This window comes from Parasynechococcus sp., assembly GCF_042954245.1.
GTDB lineage: Bacteria > Cyanobacteriota > Cyanobacteriia > PCC-6307 > Cyanobiaceae > Parasynechococcus.
The window spans coordinates 1-12,934 of sequence record NZ_JBGKDP010000100.1 but is presented as its reverse complement, the minus strand read 5'-3'; the positions used below and the strand labels follow the sequence as shown (position 1 = coordinate 12,934).

The 12,934-nt window shown below is 61.3% G+C and carries 14 protein-coding genes; 8 read left to right on the top strand and 6 right to left on the bottom strand.

The window, feature by feature from the left end; genetic code table 11:
* The 3 genes from larC to ACGVJ8_RS04650 all read left to right on the top strand — a co-directional run.
* On the top strand, window positions 1-1,176 hold a 1,176-nt coding region (larC, locus tag ACGVJ8_RS04660), incomplete at its 5' end, for a nickel pincer cofactor biosynthesis protein LarC (protein ID WP_392345863.1).
* Entirely contained in the window at window positions 1,176-2,090 is a 915-nt protein-coding gene (locus ACGVJ8_RS04655; protein ID WP_392345861.1) for a lysylphosphatidylglycerol synthase domain-containing protein, read from the top strand. The genes larC and ACGVJ8_RS04655, both read left to right, overlap by 1 nt.
* A gap of 13 nt (window positions 2,091-2,103) precedes the next feature.
* Window positions 2,104-3,096 (top strand): metallophosphoesterase family protein, encoded by a 993-nt coding sequence (locus tag ACGVJ8_RS04650; RefSeq protein ID WP_392345859.1) that lies wholly within the window; start codon window positions 2,104-2,106, stop codon window positions 3,094-3,096.
* Here ACGVJ8_RS04650 and ACGVJ8_RS04645 read toward each other — a convergent pair.
* Window positions 3,073-4,644, bottom strand: coding sequence for an ABC transporter permease (locus tag ACGVJ8_RS04645; protein ID WP_392345857.1), 1,572 nt, complete (start codon window positions 4,642-4,644; stop codon window positions 3,073-3,075). The two genes, ACGVJ8_RS04650 and ACGVJ8_RS04645, sit on opposite strands and share 24 nt — an antisense overlap.
* 174 nt (window positions 4,645-4,818) lie before the next feature.
* Between ACGVJ8_RS04645 and ACGVJ8_RS04640 the strand changes: the two genes are divergently transcribed.
* Window positions 4,819-5,889 (top strand): ABC transporter ATP-binding protein, encoded by a 1,071-nt coding sequence (locus tag ACGVJ8_RS04640; protein WP_392345865.1) that lies wholly within the window; start codon window positions 4,819-4,821, stop codon window positions 5,887-5,889.
* 49 nt (window positions 5,890-5,938) lie between these two features.
* Here ACGVJ8_RS04640 and ACGVJ8_RS04635 read toward each other — a convergent pair whose 3' ends face one another.
* The 4 genes from ACGVJ8_RS04635 to ACGVJ8_RS04620 are packed head-to-tail and all read right to left on the bottom strand — an operon-like array spanning window position 5,939 to window position 8,158.
* Window positions 5,939-6,121, bottom strand: coding sequence for a hypothetical protein (locus ACGVJ8_RS04635; protein ID WP_392345855.1), 183 nt, complete (start codon window positions 6,119-6,121; stop codon window positions 5,939-5,941).
* A 17-nt stretch (window positions 6,122-6,138) separates the two neighbouring features.
* Window positions 6,139-7,188 carry a CobW family GTP-binding protein gene (locus tag ACGVJ8_RS04630; RefSeq protein WP_392345853.1) on the bottom strand — a complete coding sequence of 350 codons (1,050 nt, stop codon included), beginning with the start codon at window positions 7,186-7,188 and terminating at the stop codon, window positions 6,139-6,141.
* A gap of 19 nt (window positions 7,189-7,207) precedes the next feature.
* A complete protein-coding gene (locus ACGVJ8_RS04625) occupies window positions 7,208-7,498 on the bottom strand; it encodes a 4a-hydroxytetrahydrobiopterin dehydratase (RefSeq protein ID WP_392345851.1) in 291 nt (96 codons plus the stop codon).
* 42 nt (window positions 7,499-7,540) lie between these two features.
* The gene (locus tag ACGVJ8_RS04620) at window positions 7,541-8,158 is read right to left on the bottom strand and encodes a secondary thiamine-phosphate synthase enzyme YjbQ (protein ID WP_392345849.1); all 618 of its coding nucleotides are present in this window, start codon (window positions 8,156-8,158) and stop codon (window positions 7,541-7,543) included.
* 52 nt (window positions 8,159-8,210) lie between these two features.
* Here ACGVJ8_RS04620 and ACGVJ8_RS04615 point away from each other — a divergent pair, with 52 nt between their 5' ends.
* The 4 genes from ACGVJ8_RS04615 (at window position 8,211) to ACGVJ8_RS04600 (ending at window position 11,743) form a co-directional block, all read left to right on the top strand.
* The gene (locus tag ACGVJ8_RS04615) at window positions 8,211-8,618 is read left to right on the top strand and encodes a thiol-disulfide oxidoreductase DCC family protein (RefSeq protein ID WP_392345847.1); all 408 of its coding nucleotides are present in this window, start codon (window positions 8,211-8,213) and stop codon (window positions 8,616-8,618) included.
* Between the two features lie 202 nt (window positions 8,619-8,820).
* On the top strand, window positions 8,821-10,329 hold the full coding sequence (locus ACGVJ8_RS04610) for a carboxypeptidase M32 (protein ID WP_392345845.1): 1,509 nt from the start codon (window positions 8,821-8,823) through the stop codon (window positions 10,327-10,329).
* 62 nt (window positions 10,330-10,391) lie between these two features.
* The gene (locus ACGVJ8_RS04605) at window positions 10,392-10,979 is read left to right on the top strand and encodes an inorganic diphosphatase (RefSeq protein WP_392345843.1); all 588 of its coding nucleotides are present in this window, start codon (window positions 10,392-10,394) and stop codon (window positions 10,977-10,979) included.
* Between the two features lie 446 nt (window positions 10,980-11,425).
* Window positions 11,426-11,743 (top strand): L,D-transpeptidase, encoded by a 318-nt coding sequence (locus tag ACGVJ8_RS04600; RefSeq protein ID WP_392345841.1) that lies wholly within the window; start codon window positions 11,426-11,428, stop codon window positions 11,741-11,743.
* On the opposite strand, the gene hemC is transcribed toward ACGVJ8_RS04600, so the two are convergent.
* Window positions 11,744-12,697 (bottom strand): hydroxymethylbilane synthase, encoded by a 954-nt coding sequence (gene hemC, locus ACGVJ8_RS04595; protein WP_392345839.1) that lies wholly within the window; start codon window positions 12,695-12,697, stop codon window positions 11,744-11,746.
* Between the last annotated feature and the right edge of the window lie 237 nt (window positions 12,698-12,934).

The window sequence follows — 12,934 nt, the reverse complement described above, 5'->3', positions numbered from 1 at the left end:
GGGGACATGCTCCTGGCCGCACTGTTGGATTTGGGTGTGGACCAGACCGTGGTGGAGTCGCCTCTGGCGGCCCTCGGTTTGGCAGGGCGCTATCGCATCACCCAGCAGGAGGTGCGCAGCAGCGGTCTCCGGGGGGTCCGCGTTGATGTGCAGGGTCTTGAGGATGAGGATCATCCGCCCCACCGCCACTGGTCGAAGATCCGTGATCAGATCAATGCAGCTGCTTTGGCGCCATCGCTGAAGCAACGGGTGCTCGTCATCTTCACCCGTCTGGCGGAAGCCGAAGCCACCGTGCATGGAACTCCGGTGGAGGCCGTTCACTTCCATGAGGTTGGAGCCATCGATGCCCTCGTGGATGTGGTGGGCGTCTGTGCGGCGATTGACGATCTCAATCCAGCCAGGATCGTCTGCTCCCCGTTGCCTGCGGGGAGCGGAATGGTGGTAACCGCCCATGGCCTGTTGCCCGTGCCCGTTCCAGCCGTGCTTGAACTGGCGCGACGTCACCGCATTCCTCTGCTTCAGGGCGGAGACCTGCCCACGGGAGAGCTGGTGACGCCCACGGGCCTCGCCCTGGTGTCGGTGCTGGCGGATCAGTTTGTCGCTCCTGATTGTTTGGTGGCCGAAAAGGTTGGCGTTGGCCTTGGCCATCGCCAACTGGATCGCCCCAACCTGGTGCGCCTGGTGCTGCACACCCCAGAGGCGAATGCGGTGGAAGGTCCCCGTTGGGAGTCCTTGGTCGTGCAGGAAGCCTGGATTGATGACGCCACCCCAGAAGAGGTTGCGGTCTTGACCAATCGCTTGCGTGATGCGGGAGCGATCGATGTGGCGATGCAGCCGTTGCTGATGAAAAAGGGCCGCAGTGGCCAGTTGCTGACGGCGCTGGTGCGGGATGGGGATGCCGATCAGATCCGCAGCCTCTGGCTCAGTGCTGGCAGCAGCATCGGCCTTCGGGAGCGGCGTCAGGGACGCTGGGTGTTGCCGAGGCGGCAGGGCGTGCTCGAAACCCACTGGGGGCCCGTCGCCGCCAAACAGGTGCGTCGACCCGATGGCCGTTGCACCGTCAAAGTCGAAGCGGATGCCCTTGAGGCTCTTCAGGCCAGCACCGGCTGTGCCCTGGATGAGCTGCGGGCTGCTGTCGCTTCAGCACCGTTTGTCAGCACGGAAGATTGGGCCTGATGGGCAGGTTTCTCCGTCAACCCAAGCTCTGGATCACGCTGGCCAGCCTGATCTTCATCGCTGTGGCTCTGGCCCAGCAGGTGGGCCAACTTCGCCAGCTGAGCTTGGTGGCTGACGGTTGGTGGTGGCTGGTGCTGGGTCTGGGGCTGACCTGGCTCAGCATCCTGATCAATGGTCTGGCCTGGCGCGACCTTCTGATCTGGTTGAGACATCCTCCCCAGGGGCTTGCCATAGTGCCACTGTTTGTGCGCAGCAACCTGCTCAAGTACCTGCCGGGGGGGATCTGGCATCTGGTGGAGCGGGTCCGGGTGCTGCGCCCGGTGATTGGTGGTGGACCAGCCCTCGCTGGAGTGATTCTGGATCCGCTCCTGATCGTGGCGGCGTCCGTTCTTGTTGTGGTTGCTGGTGGATGGCAGCAGGGCCTTGCCCTGCTGGCACCCTGGCCCGCGCTATTGATGATTCCCCGCTGGCGCGAGCCTCTTCTGCGTCGACTGGAACGTTCCAAGGCGGCGCAATTGCAGTCGGTTGGCAGTGGGCCCTTGGAAAGTGAGGGAAGCGGCCGCGGTGGTTATCCCTGGCGGCCCCTCAGCCTTCAGCTGCTGTTTGTGCTCTGCCGCTTTGCCGGGTTCTGGTGCAGCATGCAGGCCTTCGGCATTCAAAGTCCGGCGCCATTCACCTGGCTTGCGGCCTTTGGACTGGCCTACGCTGTTGGGCTTGTGGCGCCTGGTGCGCCCGGGGGGCTTGGGGTGTTTGAGGCCACCCTGCTGCTGCGTTTAGGTGCTGCCGTGCCAGAGGCGCAGCTGCTCGCGGTGGTTCTCAGCTACCGACTCCTCTCCACCCTGGCCGATGTTGTTGCCAGCGGGGCACTGGTGGCTGATCGGATGCTGGGCCAACGTTTGAAATGTCCCCGCTGACCCCCGTGCTGTTGTGCAGTTGAGTCGTCGCCGGATGCTGCAGTTGGTGCTTGGCACCGGTCTCACTGCAGCGGCCCTGCCCTTGAGCGACGCCAGGGGGGCTGTTCACCGGGTTGGGCTGATCAGCGATCTCAACAGCAGCTATGGCTCCATCCGCTACATCCCTGCCGTTGATCAGGGGCTGGATCAGCTCATTGGCTTGCAGCCGGATCTGGTGGTATGTGCTGGCGACATGGTCGCGGGTCAGATGCGAGGCCTCAGTGGCCAGCAGCTGGATGCCATGTGGCGGAGCTTTGAAACGTCCGTTCTGCAGCGGCTGCAGGCGGCGGACATTCCACTGCTGCCAGCGATTGGGAACCATGACGGTTCACCAGGGTTCCCCGCGGATCGCGCCGCTGTGCGTCGGTTCTGGACCCCGATCCGTTCACGGATGGGATTGGCGTTTGTGGATGCCTCACAGTTCCCGTTTCGCTACTCGGTGCTGCAGGACGGGATCTTCTGGCTGGTCTGGGATGCCAGCTCAGCCCATATTCCTGAGGATCAGCTGGTCTGGGCACGACAGCAGTTGGCCAGCCCCCAGGCACAAAGGGGTCGTGCTCGGTTTGTGGTGGGTCATCTCCCCCTGGCTGGGGTTGGTCTGGGCAAGGATCGCCCCGGTGAGGTGTTGGAGCGGGGACGTGCACTTCAGGCCTTGATGGACGCCGCCGGCGTGCAGGCCTACATCAGTGGTCATCACCACGCCTGGTTCTCCAGCCGTCGTGGCCAGCTCGATCTGATCCAGCTCGGCGCCTTGGGCAGTGGCCCCCGGCACCTGCTGGATGGTGGAGCGCCAGCACAGCAGACCTTCACCTTGTTGGAGATCGATGAGGGCAGTGGCACCCTCCTGGAGACCACCTACGCCGTGTCCACAGGACGGCCGCTGTCCTGGTCAACACTCCCTCTCCGGCTCAACACCCGTGCTGGGTTGCTCCAGCGCAATCCATCAGAGCGGTTGCTGCGGGGATGACGAGCCCTCGCGTCTGGAGGCGTGATCCAGCGTCGGCACCAAGGTCATGGCGGCGATCAGCCCCAGAACGAGGATCATCAGGGCCGGCAACATCGCTTCGGCCAACCGTTCATCGCCGGCGTACTGGAACACCCGCACCGAGAGCGTGTCGAAGTCAAAAGGCCGCAGGGCGAAGGTGAGGGGAAGCTCTTTCACCGTGTCGACAAACACCAGCAGCAGCCCGACGGTGATCGGTCCGCGCAAGAGGGGTAGATGCACGCGTTGGAGCACGCGCTGCCACGGTGATCCCATCCCCGTAGCCGCCTCATCGAGGCTCGGGCTGATCCGTTCCAGGGCTGCGTCCAAGCCCCCTTTCGCCACCGCCAGAAATCGATCGCTGTAGCCCCACAGCAGCAGGAGCAGGGGGGCGATCTGCCAGGGGGCGCCAGTGAGCAACAGGGCTAGAGCCAGGACTGTGCCGGGGATGGCATAGCCCATTCCGGCCAGGAAGGTGAGGCTTCTCAGCCATGGGGCGCTGGACCAGCGTTTGGCGATGGCCAGCACCAGCGCTGCTGTTACCGCTAAAATGGCAGCGACAAGGGCCAGCAAAAGACTGCGGCCGCTCAGGCTGATCAGATCGTTGTTCCAGCTGGTTTGGAGCTGATCCAAATTGCTGGCGGCCCACAGCAGCGGGGTGCCCAGGCTTACGATCGGAGGGATGACGGCGAGCAGTTGCGCCACCCCAGCGCGGAATCCATGCAGGTTCCAAGCGTTTGCGTCCCCGCCGGCCACGCCATCGCTCCAGCGCCGACTGCGCCTGCGCAGGCTGCGTTCACACACCACCAATGTCAGCACGATCACCAGCGTGATCAAGGCCAAGCTGATGGCGCCTGCGGGATCGCCGTTGGACTGCCAGGTTTCCAGGATGCCTGCGGAGAGACTCGGAATGCCGAGGAGCTGGACGGCACCCAGCTCATTGACCACTTCCATCCCCATGAGAGCGACGCCGGCTCCGATGGCGGGCAGTGCAATGGGTAAGGCCACACGCCGGAAGGCTGACCAGGGACCCACCCCCAGGCTACGACATGCCTCCAGCTGACGCTGGCCGCTGACGGAGAAACTTTCGGTGCTCAGCAGGAACACATAGGGGTAGGTCGTCAGGGCCATCACAGCGATGCCCCACCCCATGCCGTGAATGGTCCAGCTGTGGCGACTGCCCAGATCGACGAGGATCGCCGAGAGGAGATAGGCCGGCGTTGCCAGGGGAATCAGCTGGGCGATGCGCAGCCATTGCCGACCAGAAAAACGGCAGTTGCACAGCAGCCAACCATTGGCTGTGCCAAGCACGGTGCCCAGCGTTGCTGTGCCGAGCAGCAGCTGGATGGTGCCAACGATCTGGCGCATGACATCGGGGCCAAGATCGCTGAAGCCGCTGTGCAAGGACGTCAGAGCCTCCTTCACTAGCGTCAGCACCGGCCAGATGGCAACCAGGCCAGTGATGGAGGCGATCAGGATGAGCGCCAGCCGGGTTGGGCTTGGAACAACACGCCAGTTGGGCAGCAACTTCACTTCAGCGATGGGCCGGACACCGTTGTCGCGACATTGCCATGGAACGAGTCTGGCGATGAACGATGGGGATCTGATTCAGGGCGTGCAAACCACACACCGGCTTCGATTATTTGTCACGCTCATAAGCTCGGTCGGTTCCCAAGCTTCATCTGATCTGTGGAACAGCTGCTCCCGATGGAGCCAACGGTTGCTTTAAACGGGGTTTGGCATAGCTATGGCGATGCGTCTGACGGTTGGACCCTGAAGGGGGTGGATCTTCAGGTGGCGCCAGGGGAGCTGTTGGGCTTGCTGGGCCCCTCCGGCTGTGGCAAAACCACCCTGCTCCGCTTGATTGCCGGCTTCGAACGCCCCCGGCGCGGCACGGTGCAGCTGGATCAGCGAATGGTGGCTGGAGATGGGATCTGGATGGAACCGGAACATCGGGGCGTTGGCATGGTGTTCCAGGATTACGCCCTGTTCCCTCACCTGAACGCTTGGCAAAACGCCAGTTTCGGTTTGTCCCGGCGGAATCCCAACCGTGAGCGTGTGGCCTGGTTGTTTGAGTTGCTGGGGCTGAAGGGGCTCGAGCAGCGCTACCCGCACCAGCTTTCCGGTGGCCAGCGGCAACGGCTGGCGTTGGCACGCGCTTTGGCCCCAGCGCCAAGGGTTGTTCTGCTTGATGAGCCTTTTTCAAGTCTTGATGTGGAGGTGAGGCTCCGCCTGCGCAGTGAGCTCGCCTCCGTGCTCGATGCCTGCGGTGCGAGCGGCGTGATCGTCACCCATGACCCCGGAGAAGCTCTGGCGATTTGCGATCGCGTTGCCGTGATGCGGGATGGCGTGCTGCATCAATGTGCATCGCCCCCCGAGATCGTGAGATCACCGGCGACGCCTTTTGTTGGATCCTTTGTGCTCCAGCGCAATTTGATTCCGGTTCAGGCCCATGGCCAAGGCCAGTTGTCCTGTTTGCTGGGAGATCTGGATGCATCCGCCCCATGGGTCCAGGCTGACCGCAGAGCCTCCGGTGACTATTATGTGCTGGTGGATCCGCACGACATCAATGTCGTCGCCGATGCCGAAGGAGAGGCAAGCGTCCTTGCACGGGAATTTCTGGGGGATGCATGGGAGTACCGAATCCGTGTCGCGGATGTGCTGGTGCGGGCCCACTGTTCGATCGATCAGGAGCATCCTCCCCACACCCGTTGTCGTCTTAGCTTCAGGGATGGGGCCAAAGTCACGCTGCTTCCGCTTGGCCAAGCGTTGGCATAAAAAAATCCTCTGCTGCAGCGGAGGATTGAGGTGAAAGGAGTTGATGTCTTCAGCGTTGGTGATGACGCACCGGGATGGGCACAAGAGCCGGCTGGTGTAAGCCGCCACCGCCATTGTCGTCATCGGAATCAGCCAGAAGCCACAGCAGCAGGCTGGCGAGAACAAAAACCGTTCCGAGCAGCAGTGGTTCGACCATTGAGGTTTCTCCCATGGCGCGCACAATAAGCAGCATTCCTTGGTTCTGCTGAATCAGCTGAAACCTTTTCCTGCATCCGGCGCCACACAGGCCTTGAGTTGCTTCCGCAGCTTGTTGTGGTCGATGTTGCGGCCGATCAGCACCAATTGATTCTTGCGATCACCGGTCCAGTCGGTGTCGTCAATGGAAAAGCGTTTGCCCGCCAGATGAAACACATGGCGGCGTTCGCTTTCGTTGAACCAAAGGATTCCCTTGGCCCGGAATACCTCCTGGGGCATTTGGTTGTCCAGGAAGTTCTGGAACTTGCGCAGGGAGAAGGGGCCATCACTTTGGAAGGCCAGGGAGGTGAATCCCTCGATGTCCTGATGGTCACCGTGGTTGTGGCTGTGGTGATGGTGTCCGTGGTCATGGCTGCAGTGGTCCTGGTCGTGATCGCAGTCGCTGTGATCCAGGCTCGGATCGTCGGCTGGGGAACTCACCTTGTCGGATTCGAATAGTCCGACGCTGAGCAATAGGGCAAGTGGCACGTCTCCTTTCACCGACCGCAGGATCCGCGCATCGTTCTTGACGGCTCTGAGTTGCTGTTCGACGGCCTCAAGCCGTTCCTCGGAGACGAGGTCGCATTTGTTCAGCAGTAAGATGTCGCCGTAAATCACCTGGGCCCGGCCAACTTCCGTGTCCAGAGCGACATCGTCGAAGTTTTCTGCATCGATCAACGTGATGATCGAATCCAGGCGGGTTTGGTCCCGTAGTTCACTGCCAAGGAAGGTCATGGCCACCGGCAGGGGATCGGCCAGACCGGTTGTTTCGACGACGATGTAATCGAGTGGCTCTGGGCGTTCAATCACTCGTTCCACCGCCTCCATCAGCTCGCCGTTGATCGAGCAGCAGATGCAACCGTTACTCAGCTCCACCATGTCTTCATCGGTGGTGACGACCAGATCGTTGTCGATGCCGATTTCACCAAACTCGTTCACCAGCACCGCGGTCTTCACACCCTGCTGATTGCTCAGGATGTGGTTCAGCAGCGTGGTTTTCCCCGCTCCGAGGAAGCCGCTGAGAATGGTTACGGGGACTCCGAAACTGGCTGGTGCGGTGGTCATGCGCAAGAACCCACTCGATTCATGCTGGCAGCAGGGCGTCAATGGCGCTGGCCAGCTCCACATCCAGGCTGCTGAGACCACCGAGATCATGGGTGGTTAGGTCGATCGAAACACGGTTGTAGACGTTGCTCCAGTTCGGATGGTGATTTTTGGATTCGGCCAGCAAGGCCACCTGTGCCATGAATCCAAAGGCCTCCACGAAGCTGTTGAACTGCAGATCGCGGTGCAGCCTGTCTCCCTCCAGAACCCAGTTGGGCAAGGCTGTGGTGAGTGCCGACTTCTGGGCGGCGTCGAGACGTTCAACTGACATGGGAGGCCTGAATCACGCCTCCATCGTGGCTGGCGTCGGTCGTCAGTCGCTCAGGTCATGCAATCGATCAATCATCAGATCGGTGTTTGTATCGATGCCGTCGTCGGTTCCCCAGGCATTGGGGTCGTGGCGGGCCTGAATGGCTTGATTGATCCGTTCGCCATTGCGCAGGCTCAAGAGAGTTTGAGGCGAGGCTGAGCTGGTCTGCGTGTTGATCTCAGGGGTGGGGCGGCTCGATGGTTGACCGAACAGGTGGCAGGCGATCGTTCTGGTGTGAGCAGCGCTGCGGTGTTCCCAGAGGTAAACGGCTTGCCAGGCGCCGAGCAGCAGTTGGCCCCTGCTGACGCTCAGGCTCAGGGTCTGGCTGGTGAGCGCGGTTCGGATGTGGGCCGGCATGTCATCGGCTCCTTCGTCGTCATGGAGATAACTGCGGTGTTCTGGAACGGCATCGGTCATCCATGCATCCAGGTCTTGCAGCACCCGTGGATCAGCGTTCTCGTTGATCGTGAGGCTGGCGCTGGTGTGCAGACAGGTGAGATGCAGAATGCCCTGGTTCATACCCGTGCTGCGGATCCAAGTGTTCAACCGACCATCCAGGCGGGTGAAGCCCCTCCCCGGGGTTTGAACTGAGATCTGCTGCAGAATCTGCTGCACGCCCACCGCTCTCCAGCGTTCTTTCCTTACTTTGCGTACCGCAGCACCGCCTGAGTCCATGGCCAGCCCCTCTGCCCCGGATCTGACCTTGCTTTTCGACGGTGGCTGTCCATTGTGTGTGCGCGAAGTTCGGTTTCTGCGGCGGCGTGACCGTCAGGGCCGGCTGGCTTTTGTCGATATCGATGCCTCTGATTACGACGCAGAGGCCCATGCCGGCATCAGTTACCGGACGGCCATGGGCCGTATTCATGCCATCACAGCCTCCGGGGAGGTGCTGCGTGATGTGGCCGTCTTCCGTGAGGCCTATCGACTGATTGGCCTGGGGTGGCTTTACGCACCGACTCGCTGGCTCTTGATCGGTGGCGTGGTCGATTGGGTCTATGGGATTTGGGCCGCCCGGCGGCTTCAGATCACTGGGCGCGTCGACCTTGAGACCCTGTGCCAAGGCCGCTGTGAGATGAACTGACCGATCTTTATCGAATGCCTTGCCTTGGGTTGTCGGTAGATCAGCTTGAGCGGCCAGAGAGCCATGGGCAGGGCGATCCCTAGGGCTACCTGCAGCATCAATCGGCGCATTGGTCCAGAACGTCTGAACCTCCTCACCATGGCCTGCATCGCTGCTTCGATGCCACTTCAGGTGTCGTTAGGGTGACGGAAAAAGGAGCGAGATGGCTTCTGCCGCAACGGCTTGGGGGCAGCTGGGAGCCCATCTGAGAGAGACGCAGCTGCTCGGCTCGATTCAGAGCACCCTGTACTGGGACCAGAACACCCGCATGCCCTCTGCAGGGGCGTCCTGGCGGGGTGAACAGCTCACGCTGCTGGCGACCCAGCTTCATGCCCGTCAGAGCTCTACGGCCTATGCGGATCTGCTGGCCGCAGCGCGTCAGCACTGGAACTCTGGTGAGCGATGCCCTGAGCAGGGCCGCAATCTGGATCTGCTGGAACAGGACCTGCAGCGGCAGCAGTCCCTTGATCCAGCCCTCGTCGCCGCCTTGGCCTTGGCCAAGGCCGATGGCTACAACCGTTGGCAGCAGGCTCGATCGGCCTCTGATTTCAGCCTCTTCGCACCGGCGCTTCAGACCCTGATTGAGCTGCGTCAGGAGCAGGCCAATCAGTCGGATGAGCCTCGCTCCTGTTGGGAGACCCTGGCGCAATCCTTCGAGCCGGATCTTCGTCTGGAGCGTCTCGAGGCCTTGTTTGCTCCGTTACGGCAACGGTTGCCGCAATTGGTTGCTCAGGCATCCACCCGGCCGCGCCCCCGATCAGCGGACTGGGATCTCGAGGAGTCCAGCCAGCAAGATCTTTGTGATGAGCTGCTCGGCGCCTGGGGCCGCAATCCCGCCATCACCTGCATGGCGCGCTCGCCCCACCCCTTCTCGATCATGCTGGGACCGGCGGACTACCGCATCACCACGCGTGTGGTACCAGGGCAGCCGTTGTCGTGTTTCCTCGCCACCGCTCATGAATGGGGGCATTCCCTCTACGAACAGGGGTTGCCGGACCAGAGCCACCAATGGTTTGCCTGGCCTTTAGGCCAGGCCACCTCCATGGCGGTGCATGAAAGTCAGTCGCTGTTTTGGGAGAACCGTGTTGCCCGGAGCCGTCCTTTCGCGGAGCAGTGGTGGAAGCGTTTTGCGCAGGTCGGGGCTCCCTTCAGCGGCGCCCAGGACATGTGGCAGGCGATGAATCCGATGGCGCCTGGTTTGAACCGGGTTGAGGCCGACGAACTCAGCTATGGCCTGCATATCCTGATCCGCACGGATCTCGAGATTGCTCTGCTGGAGCAGGGTTTGGCGGTGAAGGATCTCCCTGACGAATGGAACCGGCGCTATCAGAAGCTCCTGGGGGTGCGGCCGATGAACGATGCCGAGGGATGCCTTCAGGATGTGCACTGGAGTGAAGGTTTGTTTGGCTATTTCCCCTCGTATCTGTTGGGGCACTTGATCAGTGCGCAGTTGAGCGAAGCGATGGCGGAGGCCATCGGGTCTCCGGAAGAGCAAGTGGAGCGTGGCGATGTCACGCCCTTGCTGGCTTGGCTGCGTGAGCACGTTCACCCGCTCGGACGCAGTGTGAATGCCGATCAACTGGTGGACAGGGTCACCGGTCGGCCCCTGAGCACCGATGCCTTTCTCGGCTATCTGGAGAACAAGCTTGATCGGCTGCAGCTGGCCCCCTAGCCGCTTGCAACGTGTCGGGCTGAGGGGGCCCGTAGGATGCGCCGCGCTGTCCATCGCCGTTTATGGCCAACCTTGATCAGGCACCCAGCCGCAGCATTCCCAACCTGCTGCACGTGCTGCCGGCATTCGCTGATGAAGCCGAACTTCGTCTCAACACGATCGTGGAGCTCAACTCCAACACGATCAACAAGTACGAGCTGATCACCGAAACCGGCCATCTGAAGCTGGACCGCGTTGGTTACTCCTCGCTGGCTTACCCCTTCGCCTACGGATGCATTCCCCGTACCTGGGATGAAGATGGCGATCCCCTCGACATCGAAATCGTTGGGGTCACCGAGCCCCTGATTCCCGGTTCGATTGTGGAAGCCCGCATCATCGGAGTGATGACTTTCGATGATGGTGGTGAAGTTGACGACAAGGTGATCGCTGTGCTTGCAGACGACAAGCGCATGGATCACATCAAGAGCTGGGAAGATCTCGGTGAGCACTGGAAGAAAGAGACCACCTACTACTGGGAGCATTACAAGGATCTGAAGAGGCCTGGCACCTGCTCGGTGAACGGTTTCTTCGGCACTGAAAAAGCCGTTGAGATCATCAAGAGCTGCGAGGCTCGCTACATGGCTGAGATCGATCCCAAGTTGGTCGACTGAACGCGTCGGTGATTGACTGCTGACCAGGCGGGGATGTCCCCCGCCTTTTTCATGGCTCAGCGTTCAGGTCAGCAGCATCGAACGTACTTCGATCGGGAAGGAGACCTCTAGTGAGGCAACAGGACTGAAGGAGGACAAAGCCGGCCTTCCAGTCTCATGCTTGAGGCCAAAGAGATCCTGAAGAGTTCAGCCTTAAAGGTATTATCGTTGTTTTTTCTCGCAGCAACGAATACGTTGAGACCAGTGGGTCTTGCAAGTCTCACAAGGTGGTCGTTGGCGCCGGTGCTGTTGGTCGGTCTGTTGGCGGGGTCCCTTTCTCCATGCCTTGCTGCTGAGCTGGCATTATGGCGACCTGCTCCTGCTCGTGAGTCACGGCATCGTGCTCGACCTCAGCAAGCGACAGATCCACTCCCGTGCGGGGTGAGCAGCAGCTTGGAGCCTGGCCGGTGGCGATCGGAGATCCCAAAAACCCCACCCCAAAAGGGGAATTCGCAATCCTCAGCAAGAAGGTCAATCCGATCTATGTGACCCACAAGTCGGGTCAGCGGCGGGAGCTACGCGGGCCCAGCAGCCCCATTGGCGATCGCTACATGGCCTTTCACCGCAATGGCCGCGGCGAGTTTGGGATCCATGGAACGGCGTGGCCGCACTGGGTTCAGATTCGCGCGGTCGTCAGCCTGGGCTGCGTGCGCATGCTCAACAACCACATCCGGCAGCTGTTTGATGCCGTGGATGTGGATACGCACCTGGAAATTTGCGGTTGATCAGGCTTCGGGACGAACGGTTTCGAAGATCTCTTTGAGGATCTCGCCGGCACCCTGACCCTTGAGGGTGTTGGCGAGGGCGATGCCGATGGCTTCGGCGTCGCTTGCGGCGCCACTGGCTTGGTCGCGGATCAAGCGTTTGCCATCAAGATTGGCCACCATCCCGGTAAGAATCATTCGATCGCCTTCGAAACGGGTGTTCACGCCGATGGGAACCTGGCAGCCACCCTCCAGTTCCCGCAGGAAAGCGCGTTCGGCCAGGCAGCGCTGGGAGGTGGGGGTGTGTTCCAGCACTTTAATCGCCTCCAGCACCTCGGGCTTGCCCTCCACGCATTCAATCCCCAGGGCTCCCTGGCCAACGGCGTGCAGAGAGATGTTGCCGGGGATCAGCTGGTGGATCCGATCGTCAAAGCCCAGCCGGCCCAGGCCTGCCGCAGCCAGGATCAGGCAATCGTAATCGCCGCTGTCCAATTTCTCCAGCCGGGTGATCACGTTCCCCCGAACGTCCTTGAAGATCAGGTGGGGGTAGTGGTGACGCAGCTGGGCCAGGCGGCGCAGGGAACTTGTTCCCACCACCGAACCCTCGGGAAGGGTGTCGAGCTTGTAGGCCTGGTTCTTGGCATTCACCACCAGCGCATCGGCCGGGTCTTCCCGTTCGGTGATGCAACCGAGCATCAGCCCCTCAGGAAGGTTGGTGGGCAGGTCTTTCAGGGAATGGACGGCGATGTCCGCACGATCCACCAGCATCTGGGCTTCCAGTTCCTTGGTGAACAGGCCTTTGTCGCCGATTTTGGCCAGGGCAACGTCCAGGATTTTGTCGCCCTGGGTAACCATGGCTTCCACGGTGATCTTCAGACCGGGATGGGCCTTCTCCAGTTCTGCCTTAACCCAGTTGGTCTGCACCATGGCCAGCTGGCTGCGTCGTGAGGCGATGCGCAGTTCGGTGAGGGCCATGGAAAGGGCGAATCAGCCGCCCAGCCTACGCTTTTGGGCTTGGAATCCTTGGTTCGCCTTCACGAGGTTGTGAAGCTTCGAAGGAGAAGATCCTCTTTGTGAAGAACGTTTAACATTTATGAGCAACGCAGGACAGTCATGCCCGGACCCGTCGTCAATGGCGTTCGTCAGGCAGGAGCGATTGGCTCTGGCTCGTTTGCCCCGGACCCTCAAGAGCAGGCATCCATTCTCCCTTTG

Bases quoted from the DNA above. Each gene is read 5' to 3' on its own strand.
- ACGVJ8_RS04610 (WP_392345845.1), top strand. From the start codon at position 8,821: ATGGCTTCTGCCGCAACGGCTTGGGGGCAGCTGGGAGCCCATCTGAGA.
- ACGVJ8_RS04615 (WP_392345847.1), top strand. From the start codon at position 8,211: ATGGCCAGCCCCTCTGCCCCGGATCTGACCTTGCTTTTCGACGGTGGC.
- ACGVJ8_RS04625 (WP_392345851.1), bottom strand. From the start codon at position 7,498: ATGTCAGTTGAACGTCTCGACGCCGCCCAGAAGTCGGCACTCACCACA.
- ACGVJ8_RS04655 (WP_392345861.1), top strand. From the start codon at position 1,176: ATGGGCAGGTTTCTCCGTCAACCCAAGCTCTGGATCACGCTGGCCAGC.
- hemC (WP_392345839.1), bottom strand. From the start codon at position 12,697: ATGGCCCTCACCGAACTGCGCATCGCCTCACGACGCAGCCAGCTGGCC.
- ACGVJ8_RS04640 (WP_392345865.1), top strand. From the start codon at position 4,819: ATGGAGCCAACGGTTGCTTTAAACGGGGTTTGGCATAGCTATGGCGAT.
- ACGVJ8_RS04630 (WP_392345853.1), bottom strand. From the start codon at position 7,188: ATGACCACCGCACCAGCCAGTTTCGGAGTCCCCGTAACCATTCTCAGC.
- ACGVJ8_RS04635 (WP_392345855.1), bottom strand. From the start codon at position 6,121: ATGCTGCTTATTGTGCGCGCCATGGGAGAAACCTCAATGGTCGAACCA.
- ACGVJ8_RS04605 (WP_392345843.1), top strand. From the start codon at position 10,392: ATGGCCAACCTTGATCAGGCACCCAGCCGCAGCATTCCCAACCTGCTG.